20 protein-coding genes and 1 riboswitch are annotated in these 17,313 nt (G+C 48.7%); of the genes, 17 read left to right on the top strand and 3 right to left on the bottom strand.

What is annotated here, in order from left to right; all coding sequences use genetic code 11:
* Nucleotide 1: 1 nt before the first annotated feature.
* The 6 genes from B3G15_RS01560 (at nt 2) to B3G15_RS01535 (ending at nt 3,686) form a co-directional block, all read left to right on the top strand.
* Nucleotides 2-193, top strand: a complete 192-nt coding sequence (locus B3G15_RS01560; protein WP_290714847.1) for a hypothetical protein — start codon at nt 2-4, stop codon at nt 191-193.
* A 149-nt stretch (nt 194-342) separates the two neighbouring features.
* On the top strand, nt 343-723 hold the full coding sequence (locus tag B3G15_RS01555) for a GntR family transcriptional regulator (protein WP_290714844.1): 381 nt from the start codon (nt 343-345) through the stop codon (nt 721-723).
* Nucleotides 716-1,393, top strand: coding sequence for an ABC transporter ATP-binding protein (locus tag B3G15_RS01550; protein WP_290714841.1), 678 nt, complete (start codon nt 716-718; stop codon nt 1,391-1,393). Before B3G15_RS01555 ends, B3G15_RS01550 begins: the two co-directional genes overlap by 8 nt.
* Complete coding sequence (locus tag B3G15_RS01545) at nt 1,390-2,205, top strand: hypothetical protein (RefSeq protein WP_290714838.1); 816 nt, start codon at nt 1,390-1,392, stop codon at nt 2,203-2,205. Before B3G15_RS01550 ends, B3G15_RS01545 begins: the two co-directional genes overlap by 4 nt.
* Before the next feature lie 10 nt (nt 2,206-2,215).
* On the top strand, nt 2,216-3,310 hold the full coding sequence (locus tag B3G15_RS01540; protein WP_290714835.1) for a hypothetical protein: 1,095 nt from the start codon (nt 2,216-2,218) through the stop codon (nt 3,308-3,310).
* A gap of 82 nt (nt 3,311-3,392) precedes the next feature.
* Complete coding sequence (locus tag B3G15_RS01535; protein WP_023467850.1) at nt 3,393-3,686, top strand: hypothetical protein; 294 nt, start codon at nt 3,393-3,395, stop codon at nt 3,684-3,686.
* A 28-nt stretch (nt 3,687-3,714) separates the two neighbouring features.
* On the opposite strand, the gene B3G15_RS01530 is transcribed toward B3G15_RS01535, so the two are convergent.
* Together B3G15_RS01530 and B3G15_RS01525 are read right to left on the bottom strand one after the other, a co-directional pair.
* A complete protein-coding gene (locus B3G15_RS01530) occupies nt 3,715-4,203 on the bottom strand; it encodes a DoxX family membrane protein (protein WP_290714830.1) in 489 nt (162 codons plus the stop codon).
* A 127-nt stretch (nt 4,204-4,330) separates the two neighbouring features.
* Nucleotides 4,331-5,515 carry an MFS transporter gene (locus tag B3G15_RS01525; RefSeq protein ID WP_290714827.1) on the bottom strand — a complete coding sequence of 395 codons (1,185 nt, stop codon included), beginning with the start codon at nt 5,513-5,515 and terminating at the stop codon, nt 4,331-4,333.
* Between the two features lie 190 nt (nt 5,516-5,705).
* Here B3G15_RS01525 and B3G15_RS01520 point away from each other — a divergent pair, with 190 nt between their 5' ends.
* The 8 genes from B3G15_RS01520 (at nt 5,706) to B3G15_RS01485 (ending at nt 11,570) form a co-directional block, all read left to right on the top strand.
* The gene (locus B3G15_RS01520) at nt 5,706-6,131 is read left to right on the top strand and encodes an OsmC family protein (protein WP_023467853.1); all 426 of its coding nucleotides are present in this window, start codon (nt 5,706-5,708) and stop codon (nt 6,129-6,131) included.
* Nucleotides 6,128-7,348: a beta-N-acetylhexosaminidase gene (gene nagZ, locus B3G15_RS01515; RefSeq protein WP_290714820.1), complete on the top strand. Its 1,221-nt coding sequence runs from the start codon at nt 6,128-6,130 to the stop codon at nt 7,346-7,348. Before B3G15_RS01520 ends, nagZ begins: the two co-directional genes overlap by 4 nt.
* A 56-nt stretch (nt 7,349-7,404) precedes the next feature.
* Nucleotides 7,405-7,507, top strand: a riboswitch (TPP riboswitch).
* An 82-nt stretch (nt 7,508-7,589) separates the two neighbouring features.
* A complete protein-coding gene (locus B3G15_RS01510) occupies nt 7,590-8,183 on the top strand; it encodes a thiamine phosphate synthase (RefSeq protein WP_290714817.1) in 594 nt (197 codons plus the stop codon).
* Entirely contained in the window at nt 8,180-9,124 is a 945-nt protein-coding gene (locus tag B3G15_RS01505; protein ID WP_290714814.1) for an FAD-dependent oxidoreductase, read from the top strand. The genes B3G15_RS01510 and B3G15_RS01505 overlap by 4 nt, the downstream gene beginning before the upstream one ends.
* Nucleotides 9,121-9,321: a sulfur carrier protein ThiS gene (gene thiS, locus B3G15_RS01500; RefSeq protein ID WP_058705114.1), complete on the top strand. Its 201-nt coding sequence runs from the start codon at nt 9,121-9,123 to the stop codon at nt 9,319-9,321. The genes B3G15_RS01505 and thiS overlap by 4 nt, the downstream gene beginning before the upstream one ends.
* Before the next feature lie 2 nt (nt 9,322-9,323).
* Complete coding sequence (locus tag B3G15_RS01495) at nt 9,324-10,088, top strand: thiazole synthase (protein ID WP_290714809.1); 765 nt, start codon at nt 9,324-9,326, stop codon at nt 10,086-10,088.
* Nucleotides 10,085-11,092: a ThiF family adenylyltransferase gene (locus B3G15_RS01490; protein ID WP_290714806.1), complete on the top strand. Its 1,008-nt coding sequence runs from the start codon at nt 10,085-10,087 to the stop codon at nt 11,090-11,092. The genes B3G15_RS01495 and B3G15_RS01490 overlap by 4 nt, the downstream gene beginning before the upstream one ends.
* Before the next feature lie 121 nt (nt 11,093-11,213).
* Nucleotides 11,214-11,570, top strand: coding sequence for a hypothetical protein (locus B3G15_RS01485; protein ID WP_290714803.1), 357 nt, complete (start codon nt 11,214-11,216; stop codon nt 11,568-11,570).
* A gap of 130 nt (nt 11,571-11,700) precedes the next feature.
* Here the strand turns inward: B3G15_RS01485 and B3G15_RS01480 are convergent, their stop codons facing one another.
* Entirely contained in the window at nt 11,701-12,069 is a 369-nt protein-coding gene (locus tag B3G15_RS01480) for a hypothetical protein (RefSeq protein ID WP_290714800.1), read from the bottom strand.
* A 295-nt stretch (nt 12,070-12,364) separates the two neighbouring features.
* Here B3G15_RS01480 and B3G15_RS01475 point away from each other — a divergent pair, with 295 nt between their 5' ends.
* From B3G15_RS01475 to B3G15_RS01465, 3 genes are read left to right on the top strand one after another with little or no spacing between them, the layout of a single operon-like run.
* Nucleotides 12,365-13,486, top strand: a complete 1,122-nt coding sequence (locus tag B3G15_RS01475; RefSeq protein ID WP_050677105.1) for an exonuclease SbcCD subunit D — start codon at nt 12,365-12,367, stop codon at nt 13,484-13,486.
* Nucleotides 13,468-16,473 (top strand): AAA family ATPase, encoded by a 3,006-nt coding sequence (locus tag B3G15_RS01470; protein ID WP_290714795.1) that lies wholly within the window; start codon nt 13,468-13,470, stop codon nt 16,471-16,473. Before B3G15_RS01475 ends, B3G15_RS01470 begins: the two co-directional genes overlap by 19 nt.
* Before the next feature lie 13 nt (nt 16,474-16,486).
* Nucleotides 16,487-17,278 carry an aminoglycoside N(3)-acetyltransferase gene (locus B3G15_RS01465; RefSeq protein WP_290714792.1) on the top strand — a complete coding sequence of 264 codons (792 nt, stop codon included), beginning with the start codon at nt 16,487-16,489 and terminating at the stop codon, nt 17,276-17,278.
* Nucleotides 17,279-17,313: the final 35 nt, after the last annotated feature.

Genomic DNA, 17,313 nt, shown 5'->3' with positions numbered 1-17,313 from the left:
GATGAAGAAGAATCCGAATGAAGTGCCTGAACGCGAACCGGATCATCAACCGGACGAGATACCACAGACACCACCGAGCGAGGTGCCAGATACGCCACAGGAAGACCCGGTCCGTCAGCCGGAACCGGATACGTTCCCAGAACCGACCGAGATTCCGGATACACCGCAGGAGGATCCGAATCCCTACCAATAAGTGAAGTGACCACCATCCAAAATTGGATGGTGGTTTTTTTGTGATAAAGAAGACAAACTATCTTGACAGTCAAACTGTATGGTGAGTATGATACAGAAGAGAAGTGTATTATTGTTTTAATACATTAAACAGGAAAGGGAGGTCTACCGATGCAGTTCGACCAAAGAAGCCCGGTGTACCTGCAGGTCGTCCGTTGGTTCAAACAACGAATCGCGACCGAGGAATTGCAAAGCGGGCAAGAGATCCCGTCCCGCCGCGAAATAGCCGCACAGCTCGGAATCAATCCGAATACCGCACAAAAAGCATACAAAGAGATGGAGGAGCAGCAATTGATTACGACAGAACGGAATGTCCCGAGTAAGATTACACTTGATCCACAAGTCGTCCAAAAAGTACGTGCCGAGATGCTAGAAGAGGCCGTCTCTGAATTCATCGATGCCGTCAAAGCGATTCAAATCCCACTCGATGAGGTCGTCTCAAAAATCGAGACGGTGTATCAGGAAACGGAACGGAGGAAGATCGATGCTTGAAGTCCATGGGTTACAAAAGAAATACGGTAAAAAGCCAGTTCTTCAAGGCGTCTCGTTTTCCGTTCCGATGGATCAATTGACGTGTCTGATTGGACTTAACGGTGAGGGGAAATCAACGATCCTGAAGGCAATCGCAGACCTTGTCCCAGTTAACGCGGGAACGGTTCTCGTCGATGGAGAGGTCAATCGAAACAAGATTGCCTTCGTTCCGGATATCCAGACGATGCCCGGCTACATGACGGTCGGTGATGCGCTGACGTATATGGCGGATTATTACTCCGACTGGAACCAGGCGACAGCGGATGAACTGATGCGGATCTTCCAGCTGTTATCGACAGATAAGATCACGGACTTATCAAAAGGGAACCAGGCGAAGGTCAGCTTGATCCTCGGTTTCGCTCTCGATCGTCCGTACTTATTACTCGACGAACCATTCGCTGGGATCGATCTGTTTACGAAAGAACAGATTGCCGGACTATTCTCGAGTCACTTCATGGAAGGACGCGGCATCCTGATGACGACACACGAAATTCAGGAAATCGAGCACTTGATCGACCGGGTCGTCTTCTTACAGGACGGTCGAATCATCGATGAACATGAGACGGAAGAGATGCGGGAACTGTACGGGAAATCGGTTCAGGACCGGATGCGGGAGGTCTATTTGCGATGAAACAATACATACAATTGACGAACGAAGAGATTAAGCGGAGTTTTAAGATATATGTAATTGCGGTCCTTGTAATGGCAGCGATTGAGTTAGTGTCGGTCGTTGTAAACGTCAAACTACATGAGCGCAGAATTGAAGATTACTTGAAGTCAAATACAGCTACATTGTATGAAGCATTCAATGACATCGGAAAAATTTCATTCATTGATACAACTTCCTTTTTCAGTTACATGACATTGCTTGGTGTAGCATTAGTCGTTATTTATTCTATTCAGATTTGGTACCGCGATTGGATAGGTGAAACGAAGTATATCTATCGTTTATTGATGCTTCCAGGGAATCGTGCAAGTATTTTCTTCTCGAAATTGACAACAGTTTTTTTAATCATCATGAGTTTTCTTGGTATCCAATGGTGTTTGATTCAAATTGGTAACCGTCTCTTCCGGTTGGTTGTTCGAGAGGATTATATGGATAAAAATAGCTTACGAACTGTCGGAAGTACATTAGGTGAATTATTTTCGCTGAATTTGACGAATTTATTCATCATTCTTGCGGTAGCGTTGTTTATCGTAAACTTTATGTTTTTGCTTGTCTTAATTGAACGCTCCTATCGTAAATGGAGTGGATTCATTCGAGTGGGAATTGAGATTTTTATTATGGTCATTTGCTTAGTAGCAAGTATGTATTTCTTAGATCAGACTAAGCTGTTATTGAACTCGGAAAAGGCATATGTATTGATGAGCTTGTTTGTTATCTATTTTGTTTATGTGATTTGGAGAAGCCTTCGTTTATTAAAATGGAAAATTGCTGTTTAAGGAGGACACTATGCGTTCAATCAAATATGTATTACTTTTAGGTGTCATCTGTATTGTGTCTTTAGGATTTTATGTTGGGCAGGTCCTTTCGTTCGATAAGGTGAAATTTATCGTCGAAACGAAAAAAGGCGATCCGAACGAAGATGTCGTTCAAAATATGCAACTTCGTCTCAGTGAGTGGGGTCAAAATCCGAACGAATACAATATTTCGATGAACGGGAACGTTAAGCAGTACAATAAATCAATACTGTCGTATCTATTTAATGATGAATCTAGTTGGAAGGATGCCCCACGTTCGTTCCAGCAATTCATTTGGAAAAATGATACACATGTATTTTCACAAGATTCGGTTACATATGGTATAAATAAGTTGAGTAATGACGAGCTGGAGCTACAGTATTGGAATGCTTTGAATAACAAATTGTCAAGCATGACAATTAAATTGCCTGAAACACAAATGAATGAAAAGTTACGTTTTTCTCCGTTTCAACGAACAGAAGATATGTTATTGATTGATTCGTCTACTCTTAACAAAGAAATTGAAAGAGAACATATCTATCAAATCGACTTAACAAAGAAATCGATGACAAAAATTAAATTACCTGACGCTTTAGGAAAAGATGATGCGATTCGATCGTTTTATGATGGGAAAATGATTGTTGACCAAGTAAAAGAAGTAGAAGGTTCTGAGGATTTTTTATCTGAAACCGTCGTGAAGGATGGTAAACAAACGAAAATATTAAAAGAATTCGAGGAAGTGTACTCCTCATACGCTATAAACGGTGGAAAATATTTCTTAGGTCTTGATGAATCATCTTCACAAGTATCAGATAAGAAAAGATTTGAATGGCAAATCTACGATTTCGAATCACACCAGTCCTCTTCGCACTCGATTCAGCTTGATTCGATTGCGACGGATGAAGCGTTCTCAAATAGAAGCGTTACGGTAGATCGTGATTATATTTACTTCGCTTACCGAACGAAAAAAGATGAAGTCAAATCATTAGTGATCAATCCACTGACATCTGAGATTGTTTATGAAGCTGACATTCATAAAAAAGGATCAAAAAATGAACTACTCTTAAATAGCATCATAACAAATTAATAAAATTAACTAATTTCCACTCTTAATTTGAAACCTCCCGTTTTCTTCCAACGTATAAAGACTATACAAAGGGGGAACTCACATGCAATTCTTGATTTTTGTCGTCTTTGCAGGTGCCATGTATTGGTTCTACTACAATTTCTTACTCGGGTACCGTAAGAAAAACATCACAATGACGTTCGACGATCGGTTTTATTCACTCGACGAACATGTTGCAGCCATCGAACAAAAGCTCGCAACGGATGGGCACTCGGCCCGTTATCTCGGTGACCGTCGTTTTGAAGTTGATGGTAAACCTTATCTGTTCCTCGAGCGGACGGTCTCAGTCGGCGGGACCCCGACACAACAGACGATTCTTGAGCAACAAAAAAAATAACTCTCCCATGTGCGGGAGAGTTTTTTCGTTAGACCGGAATCCGGTCCAGGGGGTGCGGTTGCTGCGACGAACGATACCAGCGGATGATCCAGTGATCGATGCCGATTTGATAGGCAAAGCGTCCTGCAGCCAGTAAGGCGATTGACGCTGCTAAGAACAACGGGTTTAACGCAATCGTCCCAGCGAGTAAGTAATTGAGATTCATGATACTACCGATGACCAGTGCAGGGACCGTCAACAGACTAAGAAACAACAAGATCCCGACGACGAGTTCCGCGAACGGAATCAAGGCGTTGATCAGCCCGACGTTCGGTAAGGCGAGTTGCTCAATCATCGTCGCATACCAGGAACTGACGAGTGCGTCTTCGCCAGTTGACTTCGCGAGTGCTCCTTCGAGAAACGGTTTCGCATCGAAGCCATTAATGTACTTACCGATTCCGGCGATGAACCACTGGATTCCGAGCCAGAGTCGGATGATCGTCAATAGACCGAGACCGATGATGTGTAATGCTTTCACTTTCAGACACTCCTCTACTACAACATAGTCCCCATCATACTGAAAAATCATCAGCGAGATGGGGACTATCATCATAACGTCATCGAACCGTCATCGACCTGTTACAAAAAAGGATAAGGTAACGGTTTCATGACCGTTGATCGAGGCGATGACTGATTGCAGTTAATAAAGCAGCAACGAGCGCAACCAGTCCACCGACGAGTGCCGTGTTCATCATCGGACCGTTCGCATAGACGATGCCACCGAGTGCCGAACCAAAAGCAATCCCGACGTTACTCGCAACCGGCATCAATGAAGCGGCGAGTCCTTTTGCTTCTGGATTGAACTTTTCAGCGAGGTCAATCAAGTAGATTTGTGTCGAGGTCGTCAGTAGAATCGACATCAACGACATCAAGGCGATGTTGAACAGACCAAGCGGAAGGGATGCTGTCGTGAAGTATAACGCAGCAAGGACGATTGCTTGTACAACGAAGACGAACCGTAAGCGTCCCATCGGATTTTTACTGGCGATTTTACCGGCAAGGATGTTACTAAATATCGAGACGACTCCGTAAGCGAGCAAGATCGGACTGATCCACGTTTTCGCAATCCCAAGTTCTGTTTGTAAAATCGGTACGAGGTATGTGTAGACGACATAAGTTGCCCCGAATCCAAACGACGGAATAAAGAAGGCGATCAGGATCCGTGGGTTGGCGAGCAATCCAAGCTGTTCCTTAATTGAACCGGAACCCGTCGATTGCTGGACCGGAACGATCTTCCATACTGCGAGGAACGCGATCAATCCCATGACTGTCGTTAGCCAGAACGTAGCTTCGAAGCCAGCGTGTTGACCGATGAACGTTCCAATCGGAACACCTAAAACGTTCGCAAGTGTAAAACCACCGAAAATGAACGAGACGGCAACACCGCGCTTCGCGACAGGTACACCGTCACTGGCGACAACCATTGCGAGTGAGATCAAGACACCAGTCAGGATGGCTGTCAGAATGCGGGTTGCGAGCAATACTTCGTAACTTGGTGCAAAACTACTGGCAAGATTCAATAAGACCCAGGCGAGTAAGAGACGTAGGATCAGACGACGCCGTTCCAGGTGACCGGTCAGCGACATGACGATCGGTGTACCGATTGCAAAGGAGATGGCAAAGGCTGAAACGAGCGTACCTGCTGTTGCGATCGTGATATCAAGGGCTGAGGAGATTTCAGCGAGGATCCCGACGATGACGAATTCGCTAGTTCCGAGAACGAACGTCAGGAGCGACAACGTGGCGATCAAGAGCCAATCGCGTCGACTTAAACGAGTAGTAGGTGACATGGATGATTCCTCAATTCTAGCGCTTGCGCGCGAAACTATGAGTAACAGAATAGCATGAAACGATTTCGTCGGGTATCGCAAAGCGAGATTTCGGGAAAAGAACCATTATTCGAAATAGCGTGTGAATTTCCAGGCTTGCTGTTTTTTGCGTATACTACAGAAGAAGACTACTTATAAAGGAGTGGAAACGATGCAAGCGACAGTGACATGGAACAAACAGATGGGATTTAGTGGACAGACGGAATCAGGGCATCATCTGGCGATGGACGCAGCACCCGAAAACGGTGGCGAAAACCAAGCGCCACGACCGACTGAACTCTTGCTACATGCCGTTGCCGGCTGTACAGGAATTGATATCGTCTCGATTTTAGAGAAGATGCGCTTGACGATCACCCATTTCGAAATGGATATCGAAGGAGAACGGGCAGAGGACCATCCGCGGCGTTTTACGTCGATCTCGATTCATTATCGGCTCGAAGGTGATCTCCCGGAAGATAAGGTCCGTCGCGCTATCTCGTTATCAAAGGATAAATATTGTTCGGTCTCGCAATCCCTGAACGCTGAGATTTCCGTCTATTATTCAATCAATGGTGTCCGGAGCGAGGATCCTTTGTGAAAAAAGTCGTACTGATCGGTTGCCTGTTGCTTGCAGGGTGTGCGCAGGAGACGATGGAACCAACGAAACCATCGCAACCGGAAACGAAGCAACCAACAGAAGAAAAGAAACCGAAACCTGAGCCAACGAAAGAGGAACGACAACAAGCAAAACTAAAGCAACAATTAAAAGCGATGTCGACGTCAGAAAAAATCGATCAACTGCTCTACATCGGAGTCGCCGGCACGGAACTTTCAGCAGCTGACCGGAAATTGTTACAGACGCATGCGATTGGCGGGGTCTTATTGCTCGGCGGAAACATTACGTCGGAAGAGCAACTCTTGACGTTCACGCGTGCGATTCAAGAGACGAACCAAAAACCGTATGCGTTCGTCGGGATTGATGAAGAAGGCGGACGCGTCAGCCGGGTACCGGATCAACGATTACGTCTCCCGACGAGTCAACGGATGGCGCAAGGTGCAGATGCTGCAAAAATGGAAGATGTCGGACGTACGCTCGGTCACCTGTCACGATTTTATGGGTTCAACATGGACTTCGCACCGGTCCTTGACGTCAATAGCAATCCGAACAATCCAATCATCGGCGACCGTGCGTTAAGTGCTGATCCGAAGACCGTCGCGACTCTCGGTACGGCCCTGATGCATGGGATGCAAGAGACGGGAACGATTCCGGTCGTCAAACATTTTCCCGGTCACGGCAATACGAGTGTCGATTCCCATGTCGGTTTGCCGAAAGTGACAGCATCAAAGGAAGAACTGAAGCGAACGGAACTGTTACCGTTCCAAGAAGCGATTCAAGAGGGCGCCGAGATGGTGATGGTCGCCCATATTCTCTATCCCGCGTATGACAATACGAATCCGTCCTCGCTCTCAAAGCCGATCTTGACTGACCTCTTGCGTCAGCAACTCGGATTCAACGGTGTCATCATCACGGATGATCTCGTCATGGGGGCGATCACGAAACAATATGGTCTTGCGGAAGCGGCACGCCAGGCACTTGTCAATGGAGCAGATATGGCGATGTTTTCGGAAGCAGGTGCCTATACGAAGGTCCACACCGAAGTAATGCAAGCCGTTAAAGACAAAACGCTGACGCCTGCGATGCTCGATGCTAAAGTGATGCGGATCTTAAAGCTGAAGCAGACCTATGCCGACAGCCAAGAGCAACAGCGACCGACGAAATCGGAGCTGATTCAGCAAGTGGAAGCGCTCAACTAGGACTAGCGAAGCAAAGCGACTCATGCTAGACTAATGGGGCAAGCCAATTAAACACGAAAAGACACTAGGGGAGTCTCCCAGCAGACTGAGACGGAAGTATCCGGACCCTTTGAACCTGATCTAGTTCGTACTAGCGGAGGGAAGTGGCTCGAAATCCTAGATATCCTTAGCGCTTCAGCGCATTTTCGGACCACTCCCTTCAACATCGGGAGTGGTCCTTTTTCGTATGGAAAGGAAGAACATGATGCGTTTACATCTGATTTCGACGGGATCCATTAATCCGCTTGACGAAATAAAGACCTTTCAATCGCTTCAACCTTATACGGATCAGCTACATCTACGAGAACCGAACTTATCGGCAGCAGAATTGCTTGATCTGATTGACGCGCTCCTTACACATGGTTATTCGCCTGAGCAGTTAACGGTTCATGACCGGGTCGATGTCGCCCATGTCGCAGGCATCGGTGTGCAGTTGACGCGCCGGTCCTTGAGTGTCCGTGATGTCCGTCGTCATTTTCCGAATCTCGTCATCGGGAAATCGGTCCATTCACTAGCAGAGGCACTGGCAGCAGAAGCGGAAGGAGCCGACCGACTGCTGTACGGTCATATTTATTCGACAGCGTCGAAGCCGAATGTGCCACCACGAGGGATTGACGCCTTGAAGCAAGTCGTCACCTTCACGACGAAACCAGTCATTGCAATTGGCGGGATTACACCAGAACGCATGCCTGAAATCGCAGCGACCGGTGTAACCGGAATCGCCGTCTTATCGGGGATTCTCGGTCAAGCGGATCCACTTGCTGCCATTCAGCGTTATCAGGGGGTACGGGTATGACGGATCACATCATCATCGGTGGTGGAGTCATCGGTTTGACGCTTGCTTACAGTCTCGCTTGTCAGAACGAATCCGTTCTTGTCCTTGATCGCGGAACATGCGGACAAGGGACGAGTCGGGCGGCTGCCGGGATGCTTGCGACGGACATCGAGCTGAGAGAAGAATTGCATACGCTTGCCGCGCGAAGTCGCCGTCTGTATCCGTTACTTGCGCGACGCCTCACGCGCGAGACCGGGATCGATTGTGGCTACCGGGAACAACCATTTTTATTGAAACGAAATGGGCAAGAATACTTATTTCCATCGGTCGGTCAAATCGATCCGCGACGACTAACGACTGCATTGATGTATGCCTTACACGCACGTGGCATATCGATTGAAGAACAGGTGGAAGTCACACGCATCGAAGAGAGCGATGACTTCGTCAGGATCGAGTCGAACGCGAGAATGTGGACCGGACGAACGGTGACGGTCGCTGCCGGACGCGGGTCGCAAGCCTTGCTCGATACAGCTGGTATTTCGATCGCGACTTATGGGGTCAAAGGGGAATGTCTCGCCGTCCGTCTCGCGGGTCAGCCGTTACGCTCGATTCTGTTTGATGACGCCGTCTACCTCGTTCCGAAAGCAGACGGACGAATTTTGATCGGTGCGACCGAACTGCCGTACGACGAGACGGTCGGTGTCAGTGTCGCTGGGATCACGTCACTGCTTCAAGCAGCAGAACGACTGTATCCACCGATTCGTGACGCGGTCATCGAAGAAGTCTGGTCCGGTGTACGACCGCAAACGGTGTCCGGCTTGCCATATATCGGAGTCGCCGATTCATCCCGTCAAATCTTCCTAGCGACGGGGCATCATCGGCATGGCATCTTACTCGCACCGGCGACAGCGGAAGTCTTGGTAAATACATTACGGTTGATTCAGAAGGAGGAAGTCCGATGAACATTACGATTAACGGCAATGACCACACGATCGAACAGATTAAAACGATCGAGGACATGCTCACGCAACTCGGCTTAGGGGAGAAGCTTGTCATCGTCGAACAGAATCGACAAATCATCGATCGCGCGGCGTATGGTCAGACGGTCGTTCGGGACAATGACACATTTGAAATCGTTCATTTCGTAGGAGGAGGATAAACATGCTGAAAATTGGAGAAAAGACATTTGAATCACGGTTATTACTCGGAACAGGGAAATATACGGATGCTACGGTACAGCAGAAAGCAATCGATGCGTCCGCCTCACAAATCTTGACGTTCGCCGTCCGTAGGCTCGATATTTTTGATAAACAACAAGCGAATTTTTTGGAGTCGCTTGATTTAACAAAGTACGATCTACTACCGAACACGGCCGGTGCGAAGACGGCGGAGGAAGCCGTACGGTTGGCGAAGCTTGCGCGGGCATCCGGTATGTGCGACATGGTCAAGGTCGAAGTGATCGGTTGCGACAAGACGTTATTACCTGACCCGATCGAGACGTTACGGGCTTCTGAAGAATTACTTAAAGAAGGCTTCATCGTCTTACCGTATACGTCGGACGACGTCGTCCTTGCGCGACGACTCGAAGAACTCGGTTGTCACGCCATCATGCCGGCGGCGTCACCGATCGGCTCCGGACAAGGTATTCTCAATCCGCTCCATTTGCAATTCATCATCGAGCAGACGACGGTCCCTGTCATCGTCGACGCCGGGATCGGCTCGCCGACCGACGTTGCCTATGCGATGGAGCTCGGTGCGGACGGTGTCTTATTGAACTCCGCTGTCGCCCATGCTCAAGATCCGGTCAAGATGGCGTACGCCATGCGACTAGCTGTCGAAGCAGGGCGCTTCGGATACGAAGCGGGACGTATCGAGAAGAAACAGTATGCGGTCGCGAGTAGTCCGACAAGTGGATTGATTCGATGAACCGTTACTCACGGCAAACTCGATTTCAACCGATCGGGGAAGCGGGACAAGCACGCTTGGCAGCAGCAAAGGTACTGATCATCGGCATGGGAGCGCTCGGAACGGCATCGGCAGAGCAACTCGTCCGCGCCGGTGTCGGTGTCGTCCGCATCGTCGACCGCGACTATGTCGAGTGGAGTAATCTACAACGCCAACAGCTTTATACCGAGGAAGATGCGCGTCACATCGTACCAAAAGCGATTGCCGCAAAAGCACGGCTTGAAGCGATCAATTCGACAGTGGCGATCGAAGCACATGTAGTAGACGTCGACCGGGCAGCACTGACGTGGCTTCTCGATGATATCGATCTGATCATCGATGCGACGGATAACTTCGATATTCGCTTGCTGATGAACGATATGGCGTTGATGCGTTCGATTCCGTGGATTTACGGTGGCTGTGTCGGCAGTTATGGGATCACGTTTACCGTCCGTTCCGGGGAGACGCCGTGTCTGCATTGTCTACTCGATCAATTACCACGGGATCAGGAGACGTGTGATACGGCGGGGATCATCGGACCAGCTGTACAGATGGTCGCTTCCTTGCAGGTGACAGAAGCATTGAAGTGGTTGAGCGGACAGACGGACGCCATGCGGACGCGCTTGCTTGCGTTTGATGTCTGGTCGAATACGTTTCAACAAATCAACGTCCAGTCACTGAAGAAAAAGGAGTGCCCGTCGTGCGGCATCGAGCCGTCCTATCCTTACTTATCGGATCAAACGGTACGTTTCACGGCACTGTGCGGTCGCGATGCCGTTCAAATCCGGGGAGACGGACAGCGGGATCTGGAACAGTTGAAACAACGTCTCCTGCCGGTCGCTGCGATTTCCGCTCATAATCCATATTTGCTGGCGTTTACGACGGACGAACATCGGATGGTTGCTTTCCGAGATGGACGTGTTCTGATTCATGGCGAGGCGGATCTCGTTAAAGCGAAGCGGCTCTATCATGCCTATTTCAGCTAACGTTCACAAAACAGTAAAACTAATTTTAAATATATATGTTTTAAACGTTTGAAAAACAGGTAAATAAGACTTCAGACGTAAATCGGTTTACAGGTTTTGAACGTGAAGAGGAGTGATTCAGATGAAACAAGAATTCGATCCAATCAAGGATCAAGCACAGACGGAAGACGCCCAAGCAGTTGTTCAGCAAGCCAACTGGAATCCGGATCGGTACCGGACGAACTTGAACCCATTCTATCTGTCACCTTGTAGTGTCGAACGTAGAGAAGACGTGCATCAGGATGCATCGAAAATTCTCGAAGTCGAGACGTCGTCGCCCCTCCAACAACTTTTTGAACACAATCAAGCAACGCATACATCAGAACAATCGGGCAAAAAATTCAAGACAGGCATCGTCGTCGGCGTCGGTGCGATCATCGGCGGATCAGTTTCTGTGATTCGTTCCGTTCAACGCTCTAGAAAAAAACGGACGAAATAACACATTCGTCGCAAGAGTGAAAAAAGCAGGAGGCATTCGCCTTCTGCTTTTTGTGTTACCCTTTCGTTTCATAAAAGAAATAAAGGGGTTTTAGTATGTATGTTGTTTCTACTTGTTATATCTAGATTTATCAATTAGTTACGTTATCAAATGCGGTAGATTTACCGTTCACGTAAACATCGATGATTTTATGTTCAGGATCTAATGTTAACTTGTAGACATGCTGCTTCGTTTTCTTATAAGTTTTAGATTCATTCAATTTAATCTTTAGCGTATCTCCTTGTTCCTCAAGATCAGTAGCAACTGTTTTCTTTGACTGATAAACAACATAAGCGACTTTGTCTTTCGTATTGATCAATTGCAAGGTATTGGCGGGATTGATCTTCGTTTGTATTTCGTTTGGTACAATCTTTAACTCACTAAAACTGAGTTTAGAATCGTTTACGTTACAGGCTGATAAAGTAGTACATAATACAGTCAACATTAATAATTTCTTCATATTTTAGCTCCTTCAATTCGGATGGAAATGTATACCTTATATATATCTTAGCAGTTTTTTGAAGTTCAAAATTATTAAAAATGATAAGGTAAACAGAAATTGATTTGATGTTGAAGATAAAGTAATTTTCTCTTGATCAAGAAGAATCCTAATTTCATTTCGTCTAAATTTGTCATAGCATCGCTGGGTGTCAGAATAACTCCTGCTTTTTGTGTTCCAAACGGATGTTCGTCGCAGAACGAACGCTTGCATGCTACACTTAAGCTACTATATTCAAAAAGTGAGTGTGATGAAGATGAAATGGATACATACTGCCGATTGGCATCTCGGCAAAATCGTTCATGGCGAGTCGATGCTCGAGAACCAGCGGGCGGTCTTAGCGGATTTTTTGACACTCGTCGACCGCGAACAACCGGATGCGATCGTCATTGCGGGTGACTTGTACGACCGCGCTGTACCACCAACGGAAGCCGTCGAACTGCTTGACGAGACGCTCGCTGCCTTGATTCTCGATCGAGACATCCCGGTCGTTGCGATCAGCGGAAATCACGATTCGGCCGAACGGTTAAGTTTCGGAACGACGTTACTCCAACGGGCTGGTCTGCATCTCGTCGGAAAACTAACGCCGGTCATTACTCCGGTCACGATCAAAGGGGTGTCATTTTACCCGGTGCCATTTGCCGATCCTGCGACCGTTCGTTACGTGCATCAAGACGAAACGATCAAGACACATGATGACGCGATGCGGACGATCCTTGCCGGATGTATTCCGGATGGACCGAGTGTCCTCGTCGGTCATGCCTTTGTGATCGGTGGACTCGAGACCGATTCGGAGCGACAATTGTCCGTCGGAACAGCAGGACAGGTCAGCGCGAGCCAGTTTGCACCGTTTACGTATACGGCACTCGGTCATTTACACAATCCGCTTGCGATTCAATCCGAGACGGTTCGCTACAGCGGATCGCTCTTGAAATATTCCTTTTCGGAAGCACATCATGTCAAAGGGGTCGATGTATTGACGTTGAACGAAGCGGGTACGTTCGATCGCCGATTCGAACCACTTGCACCAAAACGTGACTTGCGGGAATTGACCGGAAGTCTCGCTGAGCTGACAGACCCGGCATTCGTCGCGACACAAGACACGGACGATTACTTAAAGATCAATCTAACGGACGGAGAAGCTTTGATGGATCCGATGGGCAAGCTGAAAAAAATCTACCCGAACATCCTTCACCTCGAGCGAATTGGATTCGTCCGTGAGAGTACGCGGGCAGTCAAGGCGTCGCGGGAGCAAGTCAAGGATGCATCCGTTGCAGATCTATTCAGTGAGTTTTATGAAGCAGTCCGTGAAAAGAAACCGACGGAAGCGATGCAAGCCGTCCTGAAGGAGGAAGCGACATGCGCCCAGAACGACTGACATTACGCGCCTTTGGACCGTTTGCTGGTGAAGAGACGATTGATTTCACTGCACTTGCCGGACGGACGATGTTCGTCATCTCCGGGAATACCGGAGCAGGAAAAACGACGATCTTTGACGCATTGACGTTCGCTCTGTATGGCGAAACGTCAGGCGGCGAACGGGAAATGAGCGAACTGCGAAGTCATTTTGCCGTGCCTGAGCAAAAGACGGAAGTTGAACTGGAGTTTACGCTGAAAGGAGAACGGTACCGGATCATCCGCCAACCGAGTCAACCGCATCCAGTCAATAAAACCGGTTACTCGCATGAAGCCGAGCTCGCTCGGTTCGACGGAACGACATGGAAGCCGCTCGCGGTCAAGATTCCAGAAATCAAACAACGCGTTCAAGAGTTGATCCAGCTCGACCATAAACAATTTTCACAAATTCTCCTGTTGCCGCAAAATAAGTTCCGCGAACTGTTGATGGCAGAGTCAAAAGACAAACTCCAGATTCTCAAACAGCTGTTTAAGACGGAACACTATGGTGAGTTCCAGCAACGTTTGCATCGACAAGCGCTCGATCTTGCGGCACGCATCAAGGAAACAAAGACGAAACAATGGGCAAAGCTTGAGGAATTACCATTGCAAGCGAACTGGAGTGAACTGACGGAAGGCGACATCCGGTTACGGATGGAGGCATTGACGACAGAACGGGACGAATGGTTAACGGCTGCACGTCAAGCTGAAGTAGAGACACGTGCGATCGTTGAGAAGAAAACGACGCAATTGCAACAAGGCGAGCAACTTGAAGCGGTTTTCCAAGAGCAGGAGCGACTTCAACAGACGGAACAGTTGCTAATTGACCGCTTACCGGAAATCAAGCGGATGCAAGAAGAAGCAATGGCGGCTGAGCGCGCTCAAATCGTCGGACCGATCTATGACCAGTGGCAACAGGATCAAGAACAATTGACGCAACTCACGCGTCGAAAACAGGAAACCGAACAGCACATCGCTCGCTTGAGAGAGCAACAAGATGTCGTGCAAGCAAAAGTCGATCGATTGCTAGCGGAGGAACCACAGATCGAGCAACTCAGTCGTCGTCTCGAAAAGATTCAAGAAGAGCGCGAACGTTTGGAAGCAGAAACGGCTTTACGACAACAACAGCAACAACTAGTAGAACGTTTGAAGCTTTTGGACCCAGAGCCATTACGGAAGCAACTCGAACAAGCACGGACAGAACGTAAGACTATTCAAGAACAACTGCATCCATTGCAAAACGTTGGAGCAGAGCGCTTACAGGTGCAAGAACGGCGCTTCATCCTGCAACAACTAGCGACAAAGATGGCGGAACATGACAAATTGGAAGCAGAACGGCAACAGCTGATCGTCCGCGGCACGAGCGTCCGGGATCAAAAAGAGGCAGCGGCGCGCCAGTATGAAGAAGCGCGCAGATACGAACGGGAACAACTGGCTGCTGAACTTGCTAAAGGATTGACGGACGGGACGGCTTGTCCGGTTTGCGGCAGTACGTCGCATCCACATCATGCTGTCGCCGTCGCAAAGGAATTATCCGTCGATGTAGCACAGCAGCGGTTCCTTGAAGCCCAACAAGCGCATCAAGAATTACAAGCCTCGTACCGGACGGTTGCGGAGCGTCTGCAGCAACTGACGACCGAGATGCAAAAGACGAGTGAAAACGAGTCATCTCATGCGGATGTTTCAGTACAGCTTCAGGAAGTCGGACAGACGGAAGCCCGATTAGCGGCAGCGCAGACGGAAAAAGCGCGTCTTGAGACTCGTCTGCAACAACTCGAACAATCCATGGACCAGCTACAACTAAAGATCGATGCAATGATCAAAGACCGGACCGGCATTGAATCGGAATTGGCACACTTGACGGGTCGTCTGAGTCAATCAGGAGAGTCCGAGAAATCGCTACCAGCACTCCGTGAGGAACAACAACAGGCAGAAACACGTATCGAGCAGTTCAAACAAGACAAACAGCAACAGTTACGCGAGAAGGAACAGCTTGATCGTGACTTCGCGGAACACCAAGGACGATTCCGTCAATTGACCGAGGCATCTGCTGAACAAAACGACCGATTAACGAACCGCGAAAACGCATTACACGCAGTCCTGGCAGAAGAAACGTTTCCGACGATCGAAGCCTTCCGTGAAGCGAGACGGTCGCGTGACGCGCTTCGTCACCTCCAAGAACGTTTGGAACAAGACCGTCTAGCGCGGCAGGAATTAAAGTTGAAACAGGAACAAGCCCGCTTGAAGACGGAAGGTCAAGTGCGTCCGGACCTTGAACAATTGCGGATGGATGTGAAGACGGTGTCGCTCGAACTGACGGAGCAGATTGACCGACGAGTCGGGCTCGAGAAGGAACGCGCACATATCGATCAATTGATCGCGGCCTGGGAAAGCTTGCAACGCCAGATTGAGGACGAGGATGCGAGATACGGCATCATCGGCGAACTCGCTCGCGTTGGTGTCGGGGAGAATGCGCAACGGATGACGTTCGAGACGTACGTCCAGACGGCATACTTTGATGAAATATTGTTCGCCGCAAACCGGCATCTGCACGAGATGACCTCCGGGCGTTTCCAGCTTGAACGGAAAACGGAGGCGGGAAAAGGGCTTAAGAAATACGGGCTTGATTTAAATGTCTTTGACGCTTACACGTCGCAAACGCGTCATGTCAAGACGTTATCCGGTGGCGAAAGCTTTAAAGCATCCCTTGCGCTTGCGCTCGGATTGTCGGAAGTCGTGCAAGAAGCAAGCGGTGGCGTGTCACTTGAGACGATGTTCATCGATGAAGGATTCGGAACACTTGATCCAGAATCACTCGAACAAGCGATTGAGACGTTGCTCTCGATTCAAGCGAGCGGTCGCATGGTCGGGATCATCAGTCACGTCCAGGAACTGAAGTCACGAGTTGACGCAAAAATCGAGGTCAAACAAGGAAAAACGGGGTCGACGATTGCACTAGTCGTCGAGTAAGGAGATAAGATCGATGGAAACACGAAACATGGTCACGAAATCACAAATCAAAGAGGCGTTACACGAATTAGGTGTGACGCCCGGTATGAAACTGTTCGTCCATACGTCACTTAAACAAATCGGCTGGATTCCCGGCGGCGTACAAGCATTGATTGAGGCATTACAGGAAGTCGTCACGACGGAAGGGTTGATCATGATGCCGGCGCAAAGTACCGATAATTCGGATCCGAAGAACTGGAGCCAACCCGCTGTTCCCGAGGAATGGTGGGAAACGATCCGCCGGGAAATGCCGGCATATGACCCGGCAAAAACGGTCACACGCGGTATCGGGCGCGTCCCGGAAGTCTTCCGGACGTATCCCGGCGTCGTTCGAAGCGATCATCCGATGTGGTCCGTGACTGCCTGGGGGAAAGATGCGGCGACATTCGTTGCCGGTCATACACTAGAAAATGGCTTCGGTCCCGGTTCACCGATTGAACGCTTCATCGAGGCGGACGGTCAAATTCTGCATATCGGTTCTCCTTGGGATACGACGACCGTCTGGCATTATGCAGAATACGGGTTGAATCGTCCGGACGTCGAGGATGGTTGTAAAATCAAAGAGGGAACGACGGAACGATTCATTCATTACCGACACCGCCAAATCGATAGTGACGCGTTTGGTCCGATCGGCGAAGCGTTAGAAAGTGCCGATTTCGTCACGTCCGGTCTGATCGGACAAGCGAAATCGTACCGCATCGATGCGAAAGCCTCGATCCCAGTCGTCATGTTGCAATTAAAAGCGCTTGATCAATGGTTATTTTGAAACTTTTTCGGGAAACCTTCGTAGTAGAAAACAGA

This window comes from Exiguobacterium sp. UBA1053 (assembly GCF_002316465.1).
Lineage (GTDB): Bacteria > Bacillota > Bacilli > Exiguobacteriales > Exiguobacteriaceae > Exiguobacterium_A > Exiguobacterium_A abrahamii.
Note: the sequence above shows the minus strand (reverse complement) of the source record. Positions and strands in the feature narration are given on the sequence as shown.